The following is a 22,415-nucleotide window of genomic DNA, read 5'->3' as shown; positions in this document are numbered from 1 at the left end:
CATATGATAAAACGCGCCACCGGGCTGCTTCTATTTCTGACGATCAGCTTTGCCGCGCCGCTGCAGGGGCAGCAGGCGCCTGCCGAGGCGGCGCAGGCGGCAGCGGATCAGTTGGAAGCTGCAACAGTGGCTTTGGAAGCGGCCGAGAGCGCGCGGGACCGCGTCAAGGCGCTGACCGGCACGGTGCGCGCCTATGAGGCCGGGCTGGGCGCCATGCGGGATGGGCTGCGCCGGGTGGCACGGCGCGAATCGCAACTGCTGGCTCAGTTGCAATCCCGCGAAGACGAAGTGGCGGAGCTACTGGGCATTCTGCAGACCATTGAAACCTCAGCGCCGCCAGTGCTGATGCTACATCCTTCGGGGCCCTTGGGCGCGGCGCGTTCGGCGATGATGGTGGCCGAGGTGACTCCGGGGCTGTATTTGCGGGCCGAGGCCCTGCGCCGGGATCTGGACGAGGTGCAGACCCTGCGCCTGTTGCAGCAAAGCGCCGCTGGCACCCTGGAAAAGGGTCTGACCGGGGTGCAGCAGGCCCGCACCGCGCTGTCGACGGCGATTTCGGACCGAACCGATCTGCCGCGGCGATTTACCGAAAACCCGGTGCGCACCGCCATCCTGATTTCTTCGACCGAGACGCTGACCGGATTTGCCAGTGGCCTGGCCGAAATCGCGGGTGGTCCTGGGGAAATTATCCCGCTCACAGCCGATATCAGTGCCCAGCGGGGCGAGATCGACCTCCCGGTGGAGGGGCTGCTGCTGCGGGCCTTCAACAAGCGCGATGCGGCAGGCATCACCCGTCCTGGTCTGCTGATCGCTGCCCGCCCTCGCGCCTTGGTGAGCTCACCTACGGCGGCAACAATCCGCTACCGCGGGCCGCTTTTGGATCTTGGCAATGTGGTGATCCTTGAACCGCAGCCCGATACACTCTTTATTCTGTCAGGACTTGCAGAGGTTTACGGCTCTGCCGGTCAGGTCATCCCCGCAGGCACGCCGGTGGGCCTGATGGGGGGCAGTGCCCCACAGGCTGGTGCCATTTTGTCACTAAGCGGTGAAGGGGGTGGAACTGACCGGACAGAAACGCTCTATATAGAAGTCAGAATGGATAACAGCCCGGTGGATCCTGCAACATGGTTCCGCATCGGAAAAGGTGGATGAAGGTTTCATGAGAAAATTTGCCATGGCGGCGATCGGCGGCACGCTGGCCGGAATCGTTGCAACGACCTATGTGGCCGGCCCTCTGCTGGCGCAGGAAACGGATCGCGAAGCGACGGTCTATGAACAGCTGGATCTGTTTGGCGATATCTTTGAGCGCATTCGCGCCCAATATGTCGAAGAGGTTGACGAGAAAGAGCTGATCGAGGCGGCCATTGGCGGCATGCTGTCCTCGCTTGATCCGCACTCCAGCTATCTGAAGCCCGATGATGCGGCCAGCATGCAGGTGCAGACGCGCGGTGAATTTGGGGGCCTGGGCATCGAAGTGACCCAGGAAGAGGGCTTTGTCAAAGTTGTCTCCCCCATCGATGGCACCCCTGCGGATGAGGCCGGCATGGAAGCGGGTGATTTCATCACCCATGTGGATGGCGAAAGCGTGCTGGGCCTTGGCCTTGATGAAGCGGTTGATCTGATGCGTGGCCCTGTGGGTTCTGAGATTGTGATCACCGTGGTGCGCGAAGGCGAGGGGGAACCCTTTGACGTCTCGATCATCCGCGACACCATCAAGCTGACCGCCGTGCGTGCCCGCACCGAGGGCGAGACCGTGGTTCTGCGGATCACCACCTTCAACCGTCAGACCACGCCCAATCTGGAATCCGGCTTGCAAGAGCAGATCGAAGAGGCTGGTGGCATCGACAAAGTCAGTGGCATCGTGCTGGATCTGCGCAATAACCCGGGCGGCTTGCTGACCGAGGCGATCAGCGTTGCGGATAGTTTCCTCAACAGTGGTGAGATCGTCTCGACCCGGGGCCGCAACCCCGAGGACGGCGAGCGCTTTAATGCAACCCCTGGTGATCTCTCAGATGGCAAACCCATCGTGGTGCTGATCAATGGCGGCTCTGCCTCGGCCTCTGAAATTGTGGCGGGTGCGCTGCAGGATCATCGCCGTGCCATCGTCGTTGGCACCAAGAGCTTTGGCAAAGGCTCGGTTCAGACCGTGATGCCGCTGCGGGGCAATGGGGCGATGCGCCTGACCACGGCGCGCTACTATACGCCATCGGGTCGCTCGATCCAGGCGCTGGGCGTCTCTCCCGATATCGTGGTGGAACAGCCCCGTCGCACCGCCGAGAGTGAAGAGGCCGCAGAGGAAAGCGCAGCCCGCCGCACCCGCACCGAGGCGGACCTGCGTGGCAGCCTCAACAACGACAGCCTGACCGAGGATGAAATCCGCCAGATCACCGAGGATCGTGAGCGGGCCGAAAAAGCGGCTGAACTGCGCGCGCAGGACTATCAGCTGGCCTATGCTATCGACATTCTCAAAGGTCTCGTTGCTCTGGGGCCAAAGCAATAGTCATAGGGGCAATCTCTGGGGCGGAGTCCCTGAAATTGACCGGCTACAAAGATCAGAACCGCTCCTTTGGGGGCGGTTCTTTTGTGTCACCCTTTTGCCTTTGCAGCCGAAACAGCTGCAAGGGGGCTTTAGCTGGCTGGCAATATGTGATTCCTAGCGCGCGACCAATTTCGCCTCGCCTCCGCAAGAAAGCAGACCCTTTATGACAACACGGGATACCCCCCAAGAGCTGCCAAATGATGCTGCTCAGGACAGTCCGGCGCTGGGCGATGCTGAGTTGACCGCGCTGGAGAAGCTCGGCTGGCAGGAGTTCTTTGCGGACCAGGTGGTGGGGATCGACCTGGAGAAGACCCCTCCGGTACGCGTGGTGGAGGCCCATCGCAGCGGGTTGCGGGTGCAGGGGGATGGCATCGACCAGCTGGTGCCGCCAAAACTGGCGGCCACGGTGGGTGACTGGGTGCTGTTCAACCAGGTCTTGCCGACCTCCAGCCGGGTGCTGGAGCGCAAAAGCCTGTTCAAGCGTCGCGCGCCGGGTCATGACCGCAGCATCCAGCTGATCGCGGCCAATACCGACACCAGTTTTATCGTCAGCTCCTGTAACCCGGATTTCAATCTTGCCCGGCTGGAGCGCTATCTGGCCCTCGGCTTTGAGGCCGGGGTGACGCCGGTGATCCTGTTGACCAAACCGGATCTCTGTGAGGATCCGACACCCTATGTGGAACAGGCCGAGGCAATTTCGGCGCGGGTGCCGGTGGTTTTGCTCAACGCGAAAAGTGATGCAGCCAAGGCGCAGCTCGCCCCCTGGTGCAAACCGGGAGAAACGCTGGTGTTTCTGGGCTCCTCCGGGGTGGGGAAATCAACGCTGGTCAATGCGCTCTTTGGCAAAGAGACTGCCGAAACGGCAGAAATCCGCGAAGATGACGCGCGCGGTCGCCATACCACCCGGCACCGGCACATGCGCTTTTTGCCCAATGGCTGCGCGGTGATGGATACGCCAGGGATGCGCGAGTTGCAGATGGCCGAGGCCGAAAGCGGCATTGCCGATCTGTTTGAAGATCTGACTGCGCTGGCCACCCAATGCAAATTCCGCAATTGCAAACATGACAGTGAACCGGGCTGTGCCATCAATGCCGCTGTCAAACGCGGTGAGGTGAACCCGCTGCGCTTGGAGCGTTGGAACAAGCTTGCAGCGGAAGAGCGGTTCAACACCGCCTCTCTGGCGGAACGTAAAGGTAGCGACAAGGCCCTGCAAAAGACCATTCGCGCCGCGGTGAAACGCAAAAAAAAGCCGCGACGTTGAGGCGAATACACGCAAGCGTGACCTGAGATTTTCCACATTAACGCCCGGAAACCGGCGACGGCAGGGGCTGGGAGTGGTTAGTCTTGGGTCATGATGTTTGACCTGCCTGATTCCCAAACGCTGTACACAGCGCTTTGCACCCGCGATGAAAGCTATGAGGGGCGCGCCTATGTTGGTGTCTCCTCCACTGGCATCTTCTGCCGGCTGAGCTGCCCTGCACGCAATCCCAAGTTCGAGAACTGCCAGTTCTTTGCCACCCCTGGCGAATGTATCGAGGCGGGGTTTCGCGCCTGCAAACGCTGCAAGCCGCTCAAGGCCGCCGCCGGGGATGACCCCATGGTGCAGCCCCTGATCGACGCGCTGGAGGCCCGCCCAACCCATCGCTGGCGCGAGGGCGATCTGGTGCAGCTAGGATATGACCCCTCAACTGTGCGCCGCGCCTTTAAACGCCATTTTGGCATGACCTTTCTGGAGATGGCGCGGCAACGCCGCCTGCGTGAGGGCTTTACCGCCCTCTCCGCCGGAGAGCCGGTGATTGCGGCGCAGATTGATGCGGGTTTTGACAGCCCTTCGGCCTTTCGTGCGGCCTTTGCCCGGCTGGTCGGCATGGCGCCGGGCGCCTTTCGCAAAGAGGCCTTGCTGTTGGCGGATTGGATCGACACACCACTGGGGGCGATGATTGCCATCAGCTGTCAGCACCAGTTGCATCTGTTGGAGTTTGCCGATCGTAAGGCCTTGCCGCGCGAAATGCAGCGGCTGCAAAAGGCGCAGCCCGGCGGTGTCGGCTTTGGCCGACCTGAGCCCACGCAGCAAATCGCGGCTGAGCTGGCGGATTACTTCACCGGAACCCAGGCGCGGTTTGACACGCCATTGGCCCTGCATGGCACCGCCTTTGAACGCGAGGTCTGGCGCTATCTGCTGCAGATCCCAGCGGGCGAGACCCGCAGCTATTCGCAGATCGCGCAGGAACTGGGGCGCCCCTCGGCCACCCGTGCCGTAGCGCGGGCCAATGGCAGCAATCAGCTTGCCGTGGTCGTCCCCTGTCACCGGGTCTTATCGGCTGATGGCAGCCTGACCGGTTATGGCGGTGGGCTGTGGCGCAAGCAACGCCTGATCGAGATCGAAACCAGCTATACAGAGAGATTGACTGCATGACCTATTCCGCCCGCGCCCGCGCCTTTGCCGAGCTGCATCAACCCGGCACACCTTTGGTGCTCTACAATATCTGGGATGCCGGCAGCGCGGCGGCCCTTTCCAAGGCCGGAGCACAGGCGCTGGCCACAGGCAGCTGGTCGGTGGCGGCAGCACAGGGCTATGGCGACGGAGAGGATATCCCGCTGGAGCTGTTGTTGCAGATCGCCACCCGGATTACTGCCACCAGTGATCTGCCACTGACGGTGGATTTTGAGGGGGGATTTGCGCAACAGCCCGAGGCCCTGACTCAGAATGCCCAAAAACTGGTGGAAACCGGCTCAGTCGGGATCAATTTTGAGGATCAGATCATTGGCGGCTCCGGGCTCTATGGCGTCGAAGAACAGTCCCGCCGGATTGCCGCAATGCGCGCGGCCAATGGGGACTATTTTATCAATGCCCGCACCGATCTGTTCCTGAAAGAGCCCGAGGCTGGCAAACATGCGGATCTGGTGGAGGAGGCACTGACCCGCGCCGCCGCCTATGCTGCCGCCGGCGCCAGTGGATTTTTTATCCCCGGTCTGACGGATGTGGATTTGATTGCCCGGATTACCGCGGCCTCGCCGCTGCCGGTTAATGTGATGATGCGTGGCGGTTTGACCCTGTCAGCCGTGGCGGAGGCCGGCGTCGCACGGGCCAGCTATGGGCCGGGGCCCTATGCCAAGGCGATGAAACAGCTGGGCGAGGCTTTTGCCGCCCTGACCTGATCGGGATCTACAGGCAGGGGAGGTATGGCTGACTAGCTGGTTTCCAGGCAATGACGGCGAAAGGCGCGTTTCAGCATGTCCAGCTCGGCGCGCAGCAGTTCAATTTCGGCGCGCATGTCATCGACGGCGGCCTCCCCTGCGATCAAAGAGAAGCTCTGCAGCTTTTGCCCGCCGCTGCCACCCTCGGCGATGACAAAGGTCTGCACCCCGTCTGAAATGGCCTGGGCTGGAATGGCAATATGCAGGTTCCACTCGCTGGTGGCAGCACCTTCGGTGATCGAGATGCCCTCAAGCGGGCGATCCTGATAAAGCACCTGGATATCTGGCGGCAGGCCATTGTCCGCGGCGTTCTGGATGACCCCTTCCCAGGTGCCATTGTGAAAACGGATCTTGGTGATGGTCAGGTCGCTCATCTTTTGGGCCTCAGATATTGGCGCGGCGGTGGCGCGCAAAAGTCAGATCACGCAGCACCACCTGGTTCATGTCGGGGGCCTCAAAGATGAGGTCGAGCCAGATCCGCTCTATGCGCTTTTCGTTCAGGTCGGAGTAGGCAAGGTCAAACTCCACGGTGACGTTCTTTTCACCAAGAGGCAATTCCCGCACCAGCTGCTCGGTGTTGGGACCGTGGCGGATATTGAGGCGGGCAAAGATCTCGATCGGTTTTTCGGTCTCGATGATGCTGTCGATGCGCATCAGATGATGGCGCGACAGCCCCTCGCAGGCCTCGGTTGGCAAATCCACCACCAGCGACAGGAAAGAGCCGTCAAAATTGAACACATCCATGCGCAGGCCAAAGGGGGCGAGATCCTCTTCGCGGCTGTTGCGCAACTGGCGCAGGGTCAGTTCCGAAATGCTGCAATCGTGAAACAGGGTGATTTCTTCGCCGAGTTTGGATTTTGACGGCACCGAGGAAATCCCGGGTGTCGGCATCGGGCCGCGCCACAGCTCAGGGCGCCAGGACCAGTCGGTGCCATGGGGGCGTGGAAAGAAGGAGGAGCCAATCTGCGGCAGGGCCAGGCGCCCCTCAGCGATATGGATCAGCCGATCCAGCTGGCTGCGCAGGGCGCGGGCTTGGTTGCGTTGTTGGCGCAGCAGTGGCAGCGATATGTTTGCGGCGCGCGTTGCGCTATGCTGCCAGCGCCGCAAGGCGCGTCGATGAAACAGCTTGCTAAGAAACCCGCCCATATGCGTTCTGCACCCTTTGTTGTCTTTGGCCATTTGCCCGCGGCTTCTGCCTTGGGGATCGGTGTTGCGAAGATCTCTCCGCTGTTTGCCAAGTCGTTGGTTCAAAAGAGCCTTCGACCTTCTTCACTCTGTTGTCAATCTAGCCTCGGGAGAGGTCCGAAATAAACCGCCAATCCGCCTGCGCAGCGAGAGTTTTTGCGTCACAGCCGGGGAAAGAGCCGGATCAGACGCCCCGGCCTGGGACCCAGGGCGCGCCTTTGGCCGGGTGGTTGGGGATGCCGCCTGCTGTGCCGGGCGGCGCACATTGTCTTCGCGCGCCGAGATCGCAGCAGGCTGTGGCGCCGCCTGAAGGCTGGCCTTTTGACTGCGACGGGTCATATCGGTCAACAGTTTGGCGCCGGCCGCCCCCAAGAGATTGCTGCCTTCGGGGGCATATAGCGCCAGAACAACCAGGTGATTGTTCACCACAAAGGCGCCACGCCAATGCTCATCGCTGGCGCCGGATCCTCCCATGGCACTGTGACCAGGCCATTGGAGCCGAACCAATGGCAACAGGCCCTTATCATCATAATAGAGCAGCCTTGCCCCCTCGGCCGTCTGGGCCAGCTCTGTTGTCGAGGGCGCGGCGGCCCCCTGCGCCGGGCCAATGGTTGCGGTAATAACGGCAGCGCGATTTCGGCCAAAGAGCTGGGTGCCATGTAGTAGATTGCAACGGGGCAGCAGGGCAAAGCCACCAGTGGCTTCCTGTCGCAGCATCGTTGCGTCGATACAGTGGCCCTGAGGTGCGACCAGAGTGACCTGGCCCTTGGCAAACTGGGCCTGGGTCTTTGTCTGGACAACGGCGGTCTGGCTGCGCTGATCCCCGATCTGTTCGCCACGGGTGGCAAAGGAAATCCCCGATTGCGGCAGGGAGGAACAGGCGGAGAGAGCGCAGCACAGAGCCAGCATTGTCAGGGGGGCAGAGCCAGCAAAGTGATTGAGCACCCCCAGACCAGAGCGCCGGGCGCGCTGGGGGGTATTTGCAGCGGGAACTGGAATCATGTCCTGCCCAAGAGGTTTGATCGCTGTACTGAAAATCATCTCTGTTGGTCTTCTGACCTCTCGGGGCCAGCCTCTGTTGCCCCGCAACCGGGGTCTATTGATTTGCTAGCGCAATAATTTCGCACCTTTGTGGGTGCAACCGTAAAGGTGCGTGACCTAGTTCACCTTGGATTTTTTGAATCTGGTGCATAGGGTTAGCAAGTTTTGACATAGTGACCCAATTTCTGCTGCGGGCGGCAAGTCGGTGTCATTCGCAAGCCCCTGCCATGCAGCTTTTATGCAACAAGGACCAGACATGCCGCGCACGCTGTTTTCGTTTATCTGGCGCTACTCAAAGCGTCAGCAGCTGGGCCTGTTGGCACTGACCTTGCTGATTTTCCCCTTCCTTTACGCCTCGTTGGAACTGCCCAAGCGGATCATCAATGATGCCATTGGTGCGCCAGAATCCATTGTTCAGGTCTGGGGGCAGGAGATCAGCCAGGTAGAGTATCTTTTGCTGCTGTGTTGCGGGTTTCTGGCTGCGGTGCTTGTTGCCGGGGTCCTGAAGATGCGGCTCAACACCGCCAAGGGGGTGACGGCGGAGCGGCTGCTGCGGCGGCTGCGCTATACCTTGATCAACCGCATGATCCGCTTTCCCAAACCCTATTTCCGCACCACCAGCCAGGGGGAGCTGGTGTCGATGATCACCTCGGAGAGCGAGCCCATGGGTGGCCTGATGGGGGATGCACTGGCGCAGCCGGTGTTTCAGGCGGGGCAGATGCTGACCATCGTGGCGTTTTTGTTCATGCAAAGCGTCTGGTTTGGCCTGGTCTCCATTGCGTTGATCCCGCTGCAGGCCTGGTTGATCCCGCTGCTCCAGCGCCAGATCAACCTGCTGAACAAAAAACGCATTCAGGAGGTACGTGCGCTGGCTGCCGAGATCGGCGAGACCGCCGCCGGGATTTCCGATCTGCGCGGCAATGGCGGCTGGCGCTTTCGTCTGGCGCAGATCTCGGACCGGCTGGGGCGGTTGTTTGATATCCGCCGCCGGATCTACAACAAAAAATACTTCATGAAGTTCCTCAACAACACGATCGGCCATATGACACCTTTTGTGTTTTATTCGGCAGGTGGGGTGCTGGCGATCCGCGGTGAGATTACCGTCGGGGCCCTGGTGGCGGGGCTGGCGGCCTATAAGGATCTGTCGGCGCCCTGGAAGGAGCTGTTGACCTATTACAATCAGGTGCAGGACATGGGGCTGCGCTGGGTGATCATGACCGAACGCTTTGCCCCCAAGGGGATGATTGATGCCGCCCTGATTGAGGGCACGCCTAAGAGCCTGCCACATCTGCGCGGTGATGTGATTTTCCGCAATGTGTCCCTGCGCGACGCTGAGGGCAACATGGTGATCGAGGATCTGTCCTTGACGATCCCCCAGGGCGCCCGGGTGGCGGTCAAAAGCAGCAGTGATGCCGAACGGGCGGCCTTTGCCCAGCTTTTGACCCGTGAAGTGCAGCCGACGCGGGGGTCGATTACCGTGGCCGGGCATCGGCTGGAGGCACTACATCAGGGGGTGCTGGCAGCGCGGATCGGCTATGCGCATTCGCATCCCTATCTGTTTTCGGGCTCACTGGGCGACAATGTGCTGATGCCCCTGCGCAGCACGCCCAGCTTGCCGCGCCCCTCAGCCGAGACCGAACGCCAGATTGCCGAGGCTCTCCGCGCCGGCAATAGCCCGGACTCGCTGGAGGCAGATTGGGTGAACCCGGCGCTGGCGGGATTGGGTTCCGAAGGCGATATGCGCGACTGGTGGTTTCAGCTGATCGAGGCCATGGGGGTCGACCAGCAGTTGTTTCGCCGCACTCTGCACGCCCAGCTACAACCTAGCACACACCCGATGCTGGAAAAGCATATCGTGCGGCTGCGCCCCTTGATCAAACAACGCCTGATCGAGGCTGGACTGGACAGCACCGTCTACCATTTTGACCCGCAGGAATTTAACCCGGCGGTGCCGCTGGCAAGCAATATGCTCTTTGCCACTCCAACGCGCGACATTGCCCCCGAAGAGCTCCTGGCTCCGGGGCAGTTGTTTCATCATGTGATCCGGGATCAGCAGCTGGCGGAGGAGACCCTGGGAATTGGTCTGGGGGTGGCGGAAACTCTGATCAAAACCTTTGGCCGCGAGAATCTGGATCACCCGCTGTTTCAACGTCTGGGATTGGAAGAAGAGCTATATTGCCGACTGTGCAGTGCCGCCGAAGAACACGCCGCACTGGAGAACACGCCAAGCGGTGAGGTCAAAGTCCGGGGACGACACAGGGGCGGCAGCCAGGGGCTGAGCGAAGCCTCCCGGGTGGCGCTGATGACGATCCCCTTCCTGCTCTCGGCGGAGCAGATCGGCCCTGGGTTTCCCAGCGCCTTCAAGGCCCGCATTCTGAACATCCGGGCCACCAGTGGCGGCGCGCTCACCGCCCGATCAAAAGGCATGTTCTCGGCTCTGGATTCCGGTGTCTATGTCCCGCGGCTTTCGGTGATGGAGAACGCGCTGTTTGGCAAGATTTCGCTCCATGCGGGGGATAAGGCACGCCAGGTCGAGGCCATCGTGAGCGAGGTGGTGATGGCGCAGGGGTTGCAAAAACGTCTGGCCCTGATTCTTTATGATCTGCCCACCGGGCTGGGGGGATCGCTGCTGGACCCCGTGTTTCAGGAACGCGCGGCCTTTACCCGTGCAGCAATCAAGCGCCCGGATCTGTTGATTCTGGATCGGGCCCTGGCCAGCCATAATTCGGACAGTCGTCTGCGCACCCGCGACAGGCTGCGGGCGCTAATGCCTGCCTCCACGATGATCTTTCTGGAAGATGAGTTCCGCCACCCCGAACGCTATGATCTGTTTGTTGAAATCCGGGATGGCCATATTGATGGCCCGACTGAGCGTGTTGAGCGACGGCAGCAGGGCCGCCCAGAGGGGTTGGTTGCCGAAGACTTCCACCAAAAGCTGGATGTGATTGGCCGGGCTGATCTTTTTGCTCAGCTGGATTCGCGCAACCAGCGCCTGCTGGCTTTTTCGGCGCAATGGCATCGGGTTGCGCAGGGCGATCTGGTCTTTGCACGCGGTGAAATTGGCGATGCAGTCTATCTCTGTCTTGAGGGGCAGGCGGAATTGGACTGGCCGGATGCGCCGGAGGGCATGGCGCCAATCTCGGTCATCGAACCGGGGCGTTTGATTGGGGATTTGGCTGTAATTCTGCGGCAGCCACGTGAACTGGATCTCCGGGCTGCCGCACCCTGCCTGTTCCTGCGCATCGGTGCCGAAGAATACCGCGCCGTGATCGAAAGCGATGCGGGCGTCGCCACGCAGTTGCTGGAAACGGTCTCGGGGCATTTGGTGGCTCTGGCGACCAAGGTCAGAGAAGAGGGCTTGTTGACCATGGGTTTATCGGGTGAGGTGGCGCCAAAAGTTGAGCTGCCAAGCGGCGATACAGGGTTTGAGCCGAAAGAGGATGAAACACGATGAGCCTTGGATCAGCTTACCCAGCCCATGAGGCGCTGGTGGCGCCGGGCCGGTCCAAGCCGCAGCTCTGGCGTTTGCTGCTGGGGCTCGGGATGATTGCTGCACTCAGTTATGCGCTCAATCTGGTGCTTTTCCTGACCCTGCTGCGCTTTACCTCCCTCGACTGGCTGATCGCGCTGGAACAGGGCCGCACCCCGCTTGCCCTGCAGGTCCTGCTGGCAAGCTTTGGTTTTCTGACCCTCGGGGTCGGGCTGGCAGCAGCTATGCTGCAGCACCGAAGCCTGCTCAGTCTGGTCGGGGCGCCGGGGCTGATGCTGCAGCAGTTCGTGCGTTGCAGTCTGGCGGGATTGGCGATCTTTGCCACCCTGCTCATTCTGCCACCCTATGATTTTGGCGCGCCGCTGACCGCCAATCTGAGCTGGCCGGTCTGGCTCGGCCTGTTGCCCCTGTCACTGCTGGCCCTGCTGGTGCAGGTCAGCGCTGAAGAACTGGTGTTTCGCGGCTATCTGCAACAAGGGCTGGCGGCGCGATTCCAAAACCCGCTGGTCTGGCTTGGGCTGCCCGCAGCTCTGTTTGGCGCGGCCCACTACATGCCACAGGTTGCCGGGGACAATGCCCTGCTGATCTGTCTGTGGGCCATGGGGTTTGGCCTGTTGATGGCAGATCTCACGGCGCGCGCCGGCACCCTGGGACCCGCCATTGCAGTGCATTTTGTCAATAACATCGTGGCCTTGCTTGTCCTCGGGTCACCCAGCAGCCTGCATGGGCTGGCGCTCTATTTGCTGCCCTATGAGATGTCGGATGTCGCGGAAATGCGCCCCTGGCTGATGGTGGATTGCGCCACCATGCTGGTTCTGTGGCTGGCGGCACGGCTGGTGATACGGCGCTGATTGCAATTCTGAGCAAGGCAGCTTATCTGGTGTCCAAACTGGCCGCCGCCAAACGGCTCTGACAGAGGCATGATATGAACTGGATCACCAACTACGTCCGCCCAACGATCAACTCGCTGTTTTCGCGTCGCGAAGTGCCCGAGAATCTTTGGCAGAAGTGTAGCGAATGCGGCACCATGCTGTTTCACCGTGAGCTGAGCGACAACCAGAATGTCTGCACCAGCTGTGGGCATCATATGCATATCACCCCGCGTGATCGTTTCACCGCGCTGTTTGATGGCGGGGTCTTCACCGAGGTCACGGTGCCCGAGCCGATCGCCGATCCGCTGAAGTTCCGCGACCAGAAAAAATACCCCGACCGCATGAAGGCGGCGCAGAAGAAGACCGATGAAAAAGAGGCCATGCTGGTGGCCGCCGGCGAGATTGGCCGCACCCCCATTGTGGCCGCAGCGCAGGACTTCTCCTTTATGGGCGGCTCCATGGGCATGTATGTCGGTAATGCGATCATCGCCGCAGCTGAAGAGGCCGTCAAACTGGGCCGCCCGCTGGTGCTGTTCTCAGCGGCTGGTGGCGCCCGCATGCAGGAAGGTATCCTGTCGTTGATGCAGATGCCCCGGACCACTGTTGCGGTGCAGATGCTGAAAGAGGCCAACTTGCCCTATATCGTGGTGCTGACCCATCCCACCACTGGCGGTGTGACGGCGTCTTACGCGATGTTGGGGGATGTGCATATTTCCGAACCCAACGCGCTGATCTGCTTTGCCGGTCCCCGGGTTATTGAACAGACCATCCGCGAAAAACTGCCCGAAGGTTTCCAACGCGCCGAATACCTGCTGGATCACGGCATGCTGGACCGGGTGATCCCGCGCACCGAAATGCGCGCTGAGCTGATCACCATTATTCGCATGTTGATGGGGATGTCGCCACAGGTGGTCGGTGATCTGCCAGCACCAGAAGCAGGCGAAGAGGCCGCGAATGAGGCTAAAGATGCCGCACAGACCCCTGCAGCAGAAAGCTGAATAGCCCTATAGTGTTTTGACGCGGCCCGCCTTCTAAGGGCGGGCTGTTTGCCGTTTTGGTGACCTTTTTCTCTCCCTTTGCTGTTGTTGAGTATGCCCCATGACCCAGCCGACCTCTGATGCCATCCTCGCCCGCATGCTGGCGCTGCACCCCAAGATTATTGATCTGACTTTGGATCGGGTCTGGCGCCTGCTGGAGCGTCTGGACAATCCGCAGGAAAAACTGCCGCCGGTGATCCATCTGGCGGGCACCAACGGCAAGGGGTCAACCCAGGCGATGATCCGCGCTGGGCTAGAGGGCTGGGGCAAATCTGTACATGCCTATACCTCACCACATCTGGCGCGCTTTCACGAACGCATCCGCTTGGCAGGAGAGTTGATCACAGAACAGCATCTCACCGAGGTTCTGGATGAGTGCTACGTCACCAATGGCAGCGAGAGCATCACCTATTTTGAGATCACCACCGTGGCGGGCCTATTGGCCTTTGCCCGCAACCCGGCGGATTATACCCTGTTGGAGGTGGGCCTGGGTGGGCGTCTTGATGCCACCAATGTGATTGCCCAGCCCGCCCTCACCGTGATCACGCCAATCTCCATCGATCACGAGCAGTTCCTCGGTGATACCCTGACCAAGATCGCGACTGAGAAAGCCGGGATTATCAAACGGGGAGTACCGGTAATTGTCGGCCCGCAGCCAGATGAGGCACTTGAGGTGATCGAGGCCACAGCCGCAGGCTTGGGCGCGCCCCTGATTGCCTATGGTCAGCAGTGGCATGTCAGCCAGGAGCGGGATCGCCTGGTGTTCCAGGACGAACGGGGCTTGCTGGACCTGCCGATGCCCGCACTTCTGGGGGCGCACCAAGTACAGAATGCCGGGGCTGCCCTGGCCGCGCTGCGCTATCTCGGCGCAGATGACGCTGCCTGCGAGGCCGCCATGACACAGGCGCGCTGGCTCGCACGGATGCAACGGCTGAAAACCGGCCCATTGGTTGAGATGGCGGCAGAGGCCGAACTCTGGCTGGATGGTGGCCATAATGCAGCCGCCGGACTTGCCCTGGAACAGGTCTTGGCGGGCTTGCCAAAACGACCAACCCATCTGATCTGCGGTATGCTCAATACCAAGGATGTCAGCGGATATCTGGCCCCGCTGGCCCGGCAGGCTGCAAGCCTCACAGCAATCTCAATACCGGATGAGATCAACACGCTACCCGCCGAGGCAACCCAGGCTGCGGCGCAATCGGTGGGACTGGAGGCCGCAACTGCCAATACCACGGCAGAGGCTTTGCAGGCAATCTTGCAAAAAGCACCGGACTCCCGCGTGTTGATCTGTGGCTCCCTTTACCTTGCAGGCCATATCCTGCGGGAGAACGGTTAATCAGAGCTGGCGAAGGGAGGCTCCCGCCCGTCTCGGAACATTCTTGCAGAATGATCCTCGCCCCTTGGGCCCAGCGCCGCTGACGCGGCGCGGTCTCTCTTTCATTTGGCCCAAAATATCCTGGGGGTGAGCGCCTTTGGCGCGAGGGGGCAAGGCCCCTTTTTCAGCTTGCCTACTGGTCCTGTCCCCAATCTTGGTCCTGCATTTCGCGCAGCCGTGAGGCGGTGCGTTCAAATTCAAACGCTCCGTCTCCCTCGACATAGAGAAACTCCGGCTCGGCCGCCGCCGTGCAGATCAGCCGGACCCGCGCCTCATAGAGGGCATCTATCAGGGTCACAAAGCGTTTGGCCTCGTTGAAGTTGTTGCGGCTGAGCCGGGGGATGCCCTCAAGCACCAGCACCTTCACCTCCTCAGCAATCGCCAGGTAATCGCCAGGGCCAAGCATTTTGCCGCAGAGGTCAAAAAACGTCGCCCGTGCCACACCGTTGCGAAAAGCCGGGAGCACCACTTCACGCCCCTTTACCTCCAGAGTCAGGGGTTGTGCCTTACCGCCTGAGAGATCCTGCCAGATCGATTGCAAGGCCTCTCGCGCCGCAGCATCCGCCGGGGCAAAATAGACCTCGCTGCCCTTCAACCTGTCCTGACGGTAGTCCACCGGGCTGACCATCTCCCAGACTTCCATCTTGTCTTTGATAAGATCAATGAAGGGCAGGAAGAGCTGCCGGTTCAACCCGTTTTTATACAGCTCATCTGGTAGCCGGTTGGAGGTGGTGACAACACAGACATCCGCTGCAAAAAGGGCCTCAAACAAGCGGCCAACAATCATCGCATCGGTGATGTCAGAGATCTGCATCTCGTCAAATGCCAAGACCCGGACCGAGGCGGCCACCTCCTGCGCGACCGGCGACAGTGCATCCTGCACGCCGTCCTGGCGGGCGGCATGCATCTTGGCGTGGATTTCCTGCATGAAGGCATGGAAATGCACGCGCCGAGACGGGATATCACCAAGGCTGTCGACAAAGAGATCCATCAACATGGATTTGCCGCGACCAACTCCGCCCCAAAGATACAGACCCTTGGGTGCGGGGGCGGGGCTGGCGCGACGGAACAGCCCGCGTTTCACTGGCTCGGCCTGCAACCCGGCCGAGATCCGGTCGAATTGCGGCAGAACCACTTCCTGGGCGGGGTCGGGGCGCAGATCACCATTGGCAATCTTTTGGGCATAAAGCGTGCTGAGATCAGTCATGGGCTAGGCTTACCGCGAAGGCCTGACGATGGGAAGTCTGCGCAGTCTCTTCTGGAGTGACAGGATCGATACCGGATGGCATGATCTCCTCTGAGCTGAGATTGAACAGGACGAGGCATGCGACAGAGCAGATTTCCTTTAGCGACCCTTGCGGTGATGCTTCTTCTTTTTGTGTTTTCAGGTCTTTCGGCCGCCTTGTCAGCCCAAGCAGGCGAAAACCGGTTCTCCCTTGTCACAAAGACGCCGCAGTTCCAGCGCATGGAGGAGGCTGGTGTTTGGGACACTACAGTCTTGCCGGAGGCAATTGAATTCTCCTGTTTGACCTGCGGCGGCGCGGTGGTCGCGCGGCTTGAAACCATCTCGCCTTATGTTTCTGACCTCTATGATTCACTTGAGCAGATTTATCTGGCCGACCGCAGACAGTTTTGCGCAGATCTTGTCTCTGGGCGCGATAGGCGCTGTATTTCTAGCTCCCAGATCCGATGGAATTTCTCTCTTCGCGGTTTCCACTCAGAGTACGAAACGGCCCTGGAGAATGTCATTGAACTTGTGCTGTTTCACCGAGGGTACGAGGGGGAGTTTGAGATGCTCAAGACAACAATTCGGGTGGAGAAGGGGGCAAACCCACCAGCCAACTACAGTGGTATGTTTCTTCATTATATGTCGCGGTTGTCTCCTTTCTATTGAAGACACGCGAAACCTTTAGTTCATCACATCAAATTTGCTTAACTGGGCAAGCAATATCTTTGATTTGACGAGACAGGGAATTCCCATACTCTCGCCGCTCTGATCAGGAGAATTGCCGATGTCGCGCAGCGCCACCCCTTTGTTCACGCCGGTCTTGATTGTCGGCTGCGTCATCATCATGGCCAGCTTTGCCGTGCGGGCCTCCTTTGGGGTGTTTCAGATCCCCATTGCCGAGGAATTTGGCTGGCTGCGTGCCGAGTTCTCATTAGCGATTGCCATTCAGAACCTTGCTTGGGGTATTGGCCAGCCGATCTTTGGCGCCATTGCCGAAAAAATCGGTGATCGCAAGGCTATCGTTCTCGGTGCGCTGATCTATGCCGCCGGCCTGGTGCTGAGCGCCGGGGCCACAACGCCGTTTGAGATGCAGGCCTATGAATGGCTGGTGGGTTTTGGCATCGCGGGCACCGGCTTTGGCGTGATCCTCGCCGTGGTGGGCCGGGCCAGTTCTGATGCAAACCGATCCATGTCGTTGGCGATTGTCACCGCTGCGGGCTCTGCCGGGCAGATCGTCGGCGCACCAACGGCGGAGTTCCTGCTGTCGATGATGAGCTGGCAATCGGTCTTTATGGTCTTTGCGGGCGCGGTGCTGGCACTGGTCCTGACCCTGCCGCTGATGCGCGCACCGCAGGCCGCCAGCAAGGCCGAGCTGGAGGCCAGCATGGGCTCTGTCCTGAAACATGCCTTCAAGGATCCGTCTTTTACGCTGATTTTCCTTGGCTTCTTTTCCTGCGGTTATCAGCTGGCCTTTATCACCGCGCATTTCCCCGCCTTTGTCACCGAGATGTGCGGGCCAATCCTGCCGGGTGGGGCGTTGCACAGCATTGGCATCACCACCACATCGGCGCTGGGCGCGGTGTCGATTGCCCTGATTGGCGCCGCCAATGTGGGCGGTACGCTCTTTGCCGGCTGGCTGGGCAATCGCTACAGCAAGAAATACCTGCTGGCCGGGATCTACACGGCGCGCACTGTGGTGGCGGCGGTGTTCATCTTGCTGCCGATCACGCCGATGAGCGTGATCATCTTCTCTGTCGTCATGGGCTCGCTCTGGCTGGCCACGGTGCCGCTGACCTCTGGTCTGATCGCGCATCTCTACGGGCTGCGCTACATGGGGACGCTCTATGGGATCGTCTTTTTCAGCCACCAGCTGGGCGGCTTCCTGGGGGTTTGGCTGGGGGGACGGATGTATGACACCTATGGCGATTACACCTTTGTGTGGTGGATCGGCGTGGCGGTGGGGGCCTTTAGTGCTCTGGTCCATCTGCCAGTCCGTGAGAAGCGCCCAGAAGCGGCCCAAGCGGTTTGAGTCCAGCAGATCGGCAGGCGCCGTCCCTGATTGCCAGGGGGCGCCTGCTGCGCCTATTGCAGTCCCTGACGGTGGTTGGCGGCGATGAGGTCCAGCACCTCCTCCGTGTGGGTATAGGGCAAGCCATGACCTGCGCCCTCAACGACCTCTTGCTGGGCCGAGCGCGCCTGTTCGGTCATCCGCCCAATTGAGCTGACCGGTATCACCTCATCTATCCCGCCCCAGATCGCCAGCAGCGGCACGCCTTGGCGGTGGATATGGCGCAGATCATCGCTCAGATCCTCGGACAGAATGCCACGCAAAGAGGCCAGAACTGCTGGGATATAGCCCCTGTAGCGCAGCTCGTTCTTTTGCAGATCAATGATGCCGGGAACCGAGGTGGGCAGCGGGCGTTCCGCCTCGCAGCCACGGCGGTGCATTCTGGGAAAGAGTGCCAGCATCAGCCAGTTCCCCAGGTGCGGGTGGTCGCGGATGAACAGGGCCATCTTGCCGGGGTTGGTCTTGAGCCCTGCCGAGGCCAGCAGTACCAGTTCGCGGATTTGATCGGGATGGGCCGAGGTATAGGTAATGGCGATGGCGCCTCCCATGGAATAGCCGACAAGGGTGAAATCGCCGGTGACGCCTTCATGCTCCAGCAGCTCCTCCAGTTGTTGGATGAAAAAGCTGCGGTCCTGAACCCCTGTGGGGCGATCCGAAAATCCGCGCCCGTATAGATCATAGGTGAGCACACGATATCCATTGGCGACCAGCCCATCGGCCAAGCCTCCCCAGACAAAGGAGGGCGTGGTCAGCCCATGCACGCAGACCGCAACGGGCCCCCGCGCGGGCCCGTGCCACTGGTAATGGGTCAACCCGCGCGACAAATGGGCAAAGCTGCCGGGGGCGGCATTGCGGGCGCCAGATCCCATAGGCCTGCGCAGATATTCGTGCAGCAGCGGAAACAGACCCAGCCCAATCAGCACGCAGGGGAGCAACAGCCAGATCATGCGGAGGCTTTCCATTTTTCCAGAATATGATGGCTGGTCATCAGGTCGAGATGCGCACCACCTCCGTTTTTGAACAGGGTAATCGCGGATGGATCAAAGGCGGGGAACTGGTCGATGCTGTAGAAATCCGCCAGCACATCGCTGCGCTGGATGACGCCCTCGGCCAGGGGGATCTTGAACTCGCCAATATGGTCCAGGGTGGTGTCAAAGCTGTCGCAATAGATCTGCGCGCGGGTCAGGGCAGTGTCGTCGGCCTCGCGCATGTCAGGGCGATAGGCGCCGATCATGTTCAGATGCTGACCGGGGCGCAGCCAGTCGCCTTTGATCACCGGGGTCGAGGACATGGTTGAGGTGACAATGATATCCGCCACCTTGACTGCGGCTTCCAGATCTGTGGCCACTGCGGTGCCGGGATAGCGTGCGACCAGCTCTTCGGCCTTTGAAACCGTTCGGTTGCTGATGCGGATCTGCGCCTGAGGATAGGCGGCGCCAAAGGCCTCGATCAGCGATCCAGCGACGGTGCCGGCCCCCACGATCAGGATCTCGCGGCTGTCAGGATTGGCCAGGCGCAGCGCGCCGAGCAGGCTGTCGCCGGCGGTCTTCCACTTGGTCACCAGATGGAAATCCACCAGCGCCTCTAGCGTGCCATCCTGATCAGAATAGAGACAGACCGAACCATTGATCATCGGTTTGCCCGCATCGGGGTTGCGCGGGAAGATATTGGCGGTTTTCACCGCCAGCCCCATGCCATCAATCCAGGCGGAACGGCTGAGCAGTGTATCCGGGTCGCGGTAGAGGAAAGTATCGCCGATCTCTGCCTTGGGCAGGTCGTGGCCACGGGCCAGGGCCTCGGTAAAACCGATCCAGTCCAGTAGGGCTTCGCCGGCTTCAAAGGTGATCATGGGAATGCTCATTGGGCGTCTTCCTGTGTTAGTAGTCCGGCTTTGATCAGGCAGGCGGCCCAGTCTTGCGGGGTGGTGAAAAGATGGCCTTGCCAGCCGCGCGCCTCGGCGGCCTGGATGTTTTCGGGGCGGTCGTCAGCAAAAAGCAGGCGGTCGGCTGGCAGCCCAGCCCCCTGTTCCAGCCGCTGGTAGATTTCAGCCTCAGGTTTGATGCAACCCAAATAGCCCGAGATATAGGCCTGATCAAATTCAGCTAGGAACGGATAGGCCTCAAGGGCGAGTTCAAAGGTGCCGATGCCAAAGTTGCTCAGCGCCAGAACCGGCAGGCCCTTGGCGCTTAGGGCGCGCAGAAGCCGCACTGAGTGCGCAATTTCTGTGTGGGCAAACTCCAGCCAGCTGTCGTGCCAGTGGCGGATCTCTTCGGTCCAGTCGGGGTACTGATCTGCCAGGTCATAGACTGCGGGGCGAAAGGGATCGCCGCGATCCAGGCCGAGGTTCATTTCATGCAGGGGGACCTCGTCAAACAGCCGCTTGCGGGCCTCTTCTCCGATACGGGCGTCATAGAACCGCTCGGGGTTCCATTCGATCAGCACATTGCCAATGTCAAAAACGACGGCTTCGATGGTCATGGTGTCAGCTCTTTCTCGCCAGTCTTCCTAGCCAGTGGATCGGGGACGTGGGCGACTGGTGGGGCGGTTGTTGCGGGTTTCACGCCAGAGGGAAACAAGACCGGCGCCAATGATCAAGCCACTTCCGAACCAAACTGGCAAATCGGGCCATTCCTGAAACACCAAAATACCCCAGAGCACCGCCATGGGCATGGCAATATATTCAAAGGGGGCCACCAGACCTGCCTCGCATTGGCGATAGGCATAGCTGATCAGATAGCCGCCGATTGAGGCAGTGAATCCAAGCGCGACAAAGGCCCACCAATCGCCGGATGCAGGCCAGATCCAGGCGCGCAGGATGAAATCCAGCGCCGCGCTATCGCCAGTGGCAAAGCGGCCATCGCCGGTGCTGAGCCCGACAATGGCGCTGACTATCAGGAAACCGAGCGAGGGGTAGAACGAGAGGGCAGCCGCGCTGTCGGCGCCACCGGCACGGCGGGTCAAAACATGCAGGGTGGCATAGCCGCAGGCGCCAAAAAACGGCAGCAGGGCGACAACCTGAAATGTGCCGGGACCGGGGCGCATGATGACCAGCACACCGATGAAGCCCACAGCAACCGCGCTCCAACGCCAGATGCCGGGACGCTCCCCCAGCAGCACGACGGAGAGCAGGGTGACAACAAGGGGCGTGGCAAAGGCAATGGCCACCGCATCGGCCATCGGCATGGTCGCCAGACCCGTGTAAAAGCAGATATTGGCAAAGAGCACGGCGCCGCAGCGGATCAGGTGCAATTTTGGCTGCCGTGTGCGCAAGACGTGAAAGCCGCCCTCCAGCGGGACGATGATCAGCAGCAGGATCGGCATCGCCACCAGTGAGCGCAGCAGCACCACCTGATACAGGGGGTAGTCACCCGAGAGGAATTTGACCAAGACATCGATGATGGAAAAACAGATGGCCGAGCCCGCAGCGGCCATAAGCCCGAGAATGCTGACTTTCATTGCCTCACTCATCCGCGCCTCCCGTTGCGATACCCTTTGATGCATCGCGTAAATTCTGCGCTGGGGCAATGGCTGCGCTGCGCTGGCGTGAAAAGATTCTGCCGTGCTTCTGGGGCGCTAAGGGCTGGATTCTGCTGAGAAGCGGTTTGAGGGGGCATTCTGCCCATCAAACACGCCTGCTCCAGTCTATACCGGCTGCTCCCGCCTCAAGGACAAGCCGCTGACGCGGGGGCTTGCAGCCCTCCTTGACCCGGGACCTGCCGGGAGGCGCGCCTATGGCCAATCGAGTTCCAACCAGTCAGTGCAGCCGCCGTTTTGGGCGCAGGTCTGCAGGGCCTTTTGGTAGGCAGGGGTTTTGGTGTGACGGGAGCTCAGGGGGCAGATTCCTGTGCTGTCCACTGCTGGAAATGACAGGTCCAGATCTCGGATCAGGAAAACCTCTGGCTCTCCCCCGATAACCGGGTAGAAATCGCAAAACTCATGGCAGTGATAGTCAAATGAGAGGTCAAGGTTGTGCGCCTCCCATTGATGCTGGTGATTTAGGATCACGCCCTCAAACCGCAAGGCCTTGGGAAATCAATAGCTGATACTGACATGGCCGACTTCAATCTTGCCCATCCCATCGGGAAAGTGATCAGAAGCACTTTTGACCTCTTGAAAGGCTTCTGTGAACTTGGGGTCGATGGGCGTGAGTGTTCCAATCGCGATGTTTTTATCTGTTTCGGCTGTGGCCTGCGGCAGCCCGTGATAGGCATAGGCCGCGTGTTGTTGGATCAGGTCACGCTTGCTGAGGGTCACCTCAGCCAATTGCGTGTCGGTCCAGTCTATCGGCGCGCCACACATAAGTGCCTGGCTGGGTGTTGCCGCCAACAGGGCCAACGTGAGCGCAATAGGGGTGATCTTTAAACCTTGCATTGAAATTCCTT

20 protein-coding genes are annotated in these 22,415 nt (G+C 60.5%); 11 read left to right on the top strand and 9 right to left on the bottom strand.

The features are described from left to right. The first annotated feature begins 3 nt into the window (after positions 1-3). The 5 genes from ED661_RS01455 to ED661_RS01435 all read left to right on the top strand — a co-directional run bounded on the left by ED661_RS01455 (position 4) and on the right by ED661_RS01435 (position 5,698). Positions 4-1,152 (top strand): murein hydrolase activator EnvC, encoded by a 1,149-nt coding sequence (locus ED661_RS01455; protein WP_122072174.1) that lies wholly within the window; start codon positions 4-6, stop codon positions 1,150-1,152. Between the two features lie 7 nt (positions 1,153-1,159). Continuing rightward, a complete protein-coding gene (locus tag ED661_RS01450) occupies positions 1,160-2,500 on the top strand; it encodes a S41 family peptidase (protein ID WP_122072173.1) in 1,341 nt (446 codons plus the stop codon). Positions 2,501-2,702: 202 nt separating this feature from the next. Then, positions 2,703-3,800, top strand: coding sequence for a ribosome small subunit-dependent GTPase A (gene rsgA, locus ED661_RS01445; protein ID WP_254054731.1), 1,098 nt, complete (start codon positions 2,703-2,705; stop codon positions 3,798-3,800). Positions 3,801-3,890: 90 nt separating this feature from the next. After that, a complete protein-coding gene (locus tag ED661_RS01440; RefSeq protein ID WP_122072172.1) occupies positions 3,891-4,955 on the top strand; it encodes a bifunctional transcriptional activator/DNA repair enzyme AdaA in 1,065 nt (354 codons plus the stop codon). Further along, the gene (locus ED661_RS01435) at positions 4,952-5,698 is read left to right on the top strand and encodes an isocitrate lyase/phosphoenolpyruvate mutase family protein (protein WP_122072171.1); all 747 of its coding nucleotides are present in this window, start codon (positions 4,952-4,954) and stop codon (positions 5,696-5,698) included. Before ED661_RS01440 ends, ED661_RS01435 begins: the two co-directional genes overlap by 4 nt. 32 nt (positions 5,699-5,730) lie before the next feature. Here the strand turns inward: ED661_RS01435 and ED661_RS01430 are convergent, their stop codons facing one another. The 3 genes from ED661_RS01430 to ED661_RS01420 form a co-directional block, all read right to left on the bottom strand. Further along, entirely contained in the window at positions 5,731-6,111 is a 381-nt protein-coding gene (locus ED661_RS01430) for a hypothetical protein (RefSeq protein ID WP_122072170.1), read from the bottom strand. A 10-nt stretch (positions 6,112-6,121) separates the two neighbouring features. Next, positions 6,122-6,883: a DUF6478 family protein gene (locus ED661_RS01425; protein WP_122072169.1), complete on the bottom strand. Its 762-nt coding sequence runs from the start codon at positions 6,881-6,883 to the stop codon at positions 6,122-6,124. A gap of 123 nt (positions 6,884-7,006) precedes the next feature. Further along, a complete protein-coding gene (locus ED661_RS01420; RefSeq protein ID WP_122072168.1) occupies positions 7,007-7,963 on the bottom strand; it encodes a hypothetical protein in 957 nt (318 codons plus the stop codon). Positions 7,964-8,219: 256 nt separating this feature from the next. Between ED661_RS01420 and ED661_RS01415 the strand changes: the two genes are divergently transcribed. From ED661_RS01415 to ED661_RS01400, 4 genes are all read left to right on the top strand, one after another. Then, entirely contained in the window at positions 8,220-11,417 is a 3,198-nt protein-coding gene (locus tag ED661_RS01415; RefSeq protein ID WP_122072167.1) for an ABC transporter transmembrane domain-containing protein, read from the top strand. Next, a complete protein-coding gene (locus ED661_RS01410) occupies positions 11,414-12,304 on the top strand; it encodes a CPBP family intramembrane glutamic endopeptidase (RefSeq protein WP_122072166.1) in 891 nt (296 codons plus the stop codon). The genes ED661_RS01415 and ED661_RS01410 overlap by 4 nt, the downstream gene beginning before the upstream one ends. A 74-nt stretch (positions 12,305-12,378) precedes the next feature. Next, a complete protein-coding gene (accD, locus tag ED661_RS01405) occupies positions 12,379-13,323 on the top strand; it encodes an acetyl-CoA carboxylase, carboxyltransferase subunit beta (RefSeq protein WP_122072165.1) in 945 nt (314 codons plus the stop codon). Positions 13,324-13,423: 100 nt separating this feature from the next. Beyond that, the gene (locus ED661_RS01400) at positions 13,424-14,698 is read left to right on the top strand and encodes a folylpolyglutamate synthase/dihydrofolate synthase family protein (protein WP_122072164.1); all 1,275 of its coding nucleotides are present in this window, start codon (positions 13,424-13,426) and stop codon (positions 14,696-14,698) included. 172 nt (positions 14,699-14,870) lie between these two features. Here the strand turns inward: ED661_RS01400 and zapE are convergent, their stop codons facing one another. Further along, complete coding sequence (zapE, locus tag ED661_RS01395) at positions 14,871-15,944, bottom strand: cell division protein ZapE (protein ID WP_122072163.1); 1,074 nt, start codon at positions 15,942-15,944, stop codon at positions 14,871-14,873. A gap of 117 nt (positions 15,945-16,061) precedes the next feature. Between zapE and ED661_RS01390 the strand changes: the two genes are divergently transcribed. Next, positions 16,062-16,631, top strand: a complete 570-nt coding sequence (locus ED661_RS01390; RefSeq protein ID WP_162929995.1) for a hypothetical protein — start codon at positions 16,062-16,064, stop codon at positions 16,629-16,631. Between the two features lie 118 nt (positions 16,632-16,749). Then, the gene (locus ED661_RS01385) at positions 16,750-17,994 is read left to right on the top strand and encodes an MFS transporter (RefSeq protein ID WP_122072161.1); all 1,245 of its coding nucleotides are present in this window, start codon (positions 16,750-16,752) and stop codon (positions 17,992-17,994) included. Positions 17,995-18,047: 53 nt separating this feature from the next. On the opposite strand, the gene ED661_RS01380 is transcribed toward ED661_RS01385, so the two are convergent. The 5 genes from ED661_RS01380 to ED661_RS01355 all read right to left on the bottom strand — a co-directional run bounded on the left by ED661_RS01380 (position 18,048) and on the right by ED661_RS01355 (position 22,404). After that, positions 18,048-18,980, bottom strand: coding sequence for an alpha/beta fold hydrolase (locus ED661_RS01380; protein ID WP_122072261.1), 933 nt, complete (start codon positions 18,978-18,980; stop codon positions 18,048-18,050). Beyond that, positions 18,977-19,894 (bottom strand): ornithine cyclodeaminase family protein, encoded by a 918-nt coding sequence (locus ED661_RS01375; RefSeq protein WP_122072160.1) that lies wholly within the window; start codon positions 19,892-19,894, stop codon positions 18,977-18,979. Before ED661_RS01375 ends, ED661_RS01380 begins: the two co-directional genes overlap by 4 nt. Continuing rightward, the gene (locus ED661_RS01370) at positions 19,891-20,511 is read right to left on the bottom strand and encodes an HAD family phosphatase (protein WP_122072159.1); all 621 of its coding nucleotides are present in this window, start codon (positions 20,509-20,511) and stop codon (positions 19,891-19,893) included. Before ED661_RS01370 ends, ED661_RS01375 begins: the two co-directional genes overlap by 4 nt. Before the next feature lie 27 nt (positions 20,512-20,538). Further along, positions 20,539-21,501, bottom strand: a complete 963-nt coding sequence (locus tag ED661_RS01365; protein WP_122072158.1) for a DMT family transporter — start codon at positions 21,499-21,501, stop codon at positions 20,539-20,541. A gap of 564 nt (positions 21,502-22,065) precedes the next feature. Continuing rightward, positions 22,066-22,404: a hypothetical protein gene (locus ED661_RS01355; RefSeq protein WP_122072156.1), complete on the bottom strand. Its 339-nt coding sequence runs from the start codon at positions 22,402-22,404 to the stop codon at positions 22,066-22,068. Positions 22,405-22,415 lie beyond the last annotated feature (11 nt).

The sequence above is a fragment of the Pseudophaeobacter sp. EL27 genome, assembly GCF_900313025.1.
Taxonomy (GTDB): Bacteria; Pseudomonadota; Alphaproteobacteria; order Rhodobacterales; family Rhodobacteraceae; genus Pseudophaeobacter.
This window is presented reverse-complemented; position numbering and strand designations above follow the sequence as displayed.

Excerpts from the sequence above, each read along its gene's own strand:
- ED661_RS01455 (WP_122072174.1), top strand. The coding sequence starts at position 4 with ATGATAAAACGCGCCACCGGGCTGCTTCTATTTCTGACGATCAGCTTT.
- ED661_RS01450 (WP_122072173.1), top strand. The coding sequence starts at position 1,160 with ATGAGAAAATTTGCCATGGCGGCGATCGGCGGCACGCTGGCCGGAATC.
- rsgA (WP_254054731.1), top strand. The coding sequence starts at position 2,703 with ATGACAACACGGGATACCCCCCAAGAGCTGCCAAATGATGCTGCTCAG.
- ED661_RS01440 (WP_122072172.1), top strand. The coding sequence starts at position 3,891 with ATGATGTTTGACCTGCCTGATTCCCAAACGCTGTACACAGCGCTTTGC.
- ED661_RS01435 (WP_122072171.1), top strand. The coding sequence starts at position 4,952 with ATGACCTATTCCGCCCGCGCCCGCGCCTTTGCCGAGCTGCATCAACCC.
- ED661_RS01430 (WP_122072170.1), bottom strand. The coding sequence starts at position 6,111 with ATGAGCGACCTGACCATCACCAAGATCCGTTTTCACAATGGCACCTGG.
- ED661_RS01425 (WP_122072169.1), bottom strand. The coding sequence starts at position 6,883 with ATGGGCGGGTTTCTTAGCAAGCTGTTTCATCGACGCGCCTTGCGGCGC.
- ED661_RS01420 (WP_122072168.1), bottom strand. The coding sequence starts at position 7,963 with ATGATTTTCAGTACAGCGATCAAACCTCTTGGGCAGGACATGATTCCA.
- ED661_RS01415 (WP_122072167.1), top strand. The coding sequence starts at position 8,220 with ATGCCGCGCACGCTGTTTTCGTTTATCTGGCGCTACTCAAAGCGTCAG.
- ED661_RS01410 (WP_122072166.1), top strand. The coding sequence starts at position 11,414 with ATGAGCCTTGGATCAGCTTACCCAGCCCATGAGGCGCTGGTGGCGCCG.
- accD (WP_122072165.1), top strand. The coding sequence starts at position 12,379 with ATGAACTGGATCACCAACTACGTCCGCCCAACGATCAACTCGCTGTTT.
- ED661_RS01400 (WP_122072164.1), top strand. The coding sequence starts at position 13,424 with ATGACCCAGCCGACCTCTGATGCCATCCTCGCCCGCATGCTGGCGCTG.
- zapE (WP_122072163.1), bottom strand. The coding sequence starts at position 15,944 with ATGACTGATCTCAGCACGCTTTATGCCCAAAAGATTGCCAATGGTGAT.
- ED661_RS01390 (WP_162929995.1), top strand. The coding sequence starts at position 16,062 with ATGCGACAGAGCAGATTTCCTTTAGCGACCCTTGCGGTGATGCTTCTT.
- ED661_RS01385 (WP_122072161.1), top strand. The coding sequence starts at position 16,750 with ATGTCGCGCAGCGCCACCCCTTTGTTCACGCCGGTCTTGATTGTCGGC.
- ED661_RS01380 (WP_122072261.1), bottom strand. The coding sequence starts at position 18,980 with ATGATCTGGCTGTTGCTCCCCTGCGTGCTGATTGGGCTGGGTCTGTTT.
- ED661_RS01375 (WP_122072160.1), bottom strand. The coding sequence starts at position 19,894 with ATGAGCATTCCCATGATCACCTTTGAAGCCGGCGAAGCCCTACTGGAC.
- ED661_RS01370 (WP_122072159.1), bottom strand. The coding sequence starts at position 20,511 with ATGACCATCGAAGCCGTCGTTTTTGACATTGGCAATGTGCTGATCGAA.
- ED661_RS01365 (WP_122072158.1), bottom strand. The coding sequence starts at position 21,501 with ATGAGTGAGGCAATGAAAGTCAGCATTCTCGGGCTTATGGCCGCTGCG.
- ED661_RS01355 (WP_122072156.1), bottom strand. The coding sequence starts at position 22,404 with ATGCAAGGTTTAAAGATCACCCCTATTGCGCTCACGTTGGCCCTGTTG.